Origin of the sequence: Pseudomonas kitaguniensis (assembly GCF_009296165.1) — a bacterium.
GTDB lineage: Bacteria > Pseudomonadota > Gammaproteobacteria > Pseudomonadales > Pseudomonadaceae > Aquipseudomonas > Aquipseudomonas kitaguniensis.
Map to the genome: position 1 here is coordinate 1 of NZ_VUAZ01000241.1, position 1,091 is coordinate 1,091.

1 protein-coding gene is annotated in these 1,091 nt (G+C 56.5%); it reads right to left on the bottom strand.

Annotated elements, in window-relative coordinates:
- Positions 1-265: 265 nt before the first annotated feature.
- On the bottom strand, positions 266-568 hold the full coding sequence (locus tag F0169_RS27030) for a DUF6124 family protein (RefSeq protein WP_152748136.1): 303 nt from the start codon (positions 566-568) through the stop codon (positions 266-268).
- Positions 569-1,091 lie beyond the last annotated feature (523 nt).

The following is a 1,091-nucleotide window of genomic DNA, read 5'->3' on the forward strand; positions in this document are numbered from 1 at the left end:
TCCCGATGGCAGTGTGTCAGTCACTGCATTAATTGGCTGATACACCGCTATCGGGAGCAAGCCCCCTCCCACAGTTTTAAGCGTGTTCCCGGAATCGTAACAGTGCGCGGATTCGCCATGTCTGTAGTCAACTAACATTTCGCAAAAACGCCGAAATTCCAATGTGGGAGGGGGCTTGCTCCCGACGGCAGTGTGTCAGTCACCGCATTAATGGGCTGATACACCGCCATCGGGAGCAAGCCCCCTCCCACAGTTTTGACTGCGTTTAGGCCGATACCTTCTGTGGCTTCAGGCAGTCGATGGCGCGATCCACTGTGGTCTTGGCCATTTCCAGCAGGTGCCACACTGCCAGAATTTTCGCTCGCTCGGGACTTGCCAGCGGTTCACCGCAATTGAGCGCCGTGGCCGAAGCGCTGTGCAGCAAACTGGCGGTGTAGAGCAGGGCGTCTTCGAAGCTCAAGTCATCGATTTGAGCCGTGTGGGTCGGCAGGTAATGATCAATGGCGCGGTTGAATGCGGCGTGGTCTTTGGAAGGATTGAGCGGTGGGTCGGGTACGGCTTTGTTCATCTTGGAGCTCCTGTCTGAATCAAGGAGCCAGCACGCTTGGCGACTAAACCATGGGTGGCGGCTGTACGCAGGTTAGTCGACCGGTCAGAACAGGAACCCGGCGCGCCCGAAGGCGCCCTGCGCACAGCCACCATAAACATCATGAAGCCGTGCGCCTGTTCTGAATCCGGGCGACTAAACCCGATCACTGTTAAGCAGTGACGGATCGCAGACTAGCCACCGATTCCAGCAGGCACAAGGCGGCAGGGATTGTCTAGGAAACGTCCTGCAATTAACAGAGACATGGCCTGCTGGCCCTTTACAAACCATGTCTAAATGCCACTCACCGCATCAAGGTGGGAAGGGGCTTGCTCCCGATGGCGATATGTCAGTCACTGTAGTAATTGACTGATACACCGCCATCGGGAGCAAGCCCCCTCCCACAGTTTTAAGCGTGTTCCCGGAATCGTAGCGGTGCGCAGATTTGCGATGTCTGTGGTCGAGTGACACTTTGCAAAACGCCGCAAATCCAATGTGGGAGGGG

Excerpts from the sequence above, each read along its gene's own strand:
- F0169_RS27030 (WP_152748136.1), bottom strand. The coding sequence starts at position 568 with ATGAACAAAGCCGTACCCGACCCACCGCTCAATCCTTCCAAAGACCAC.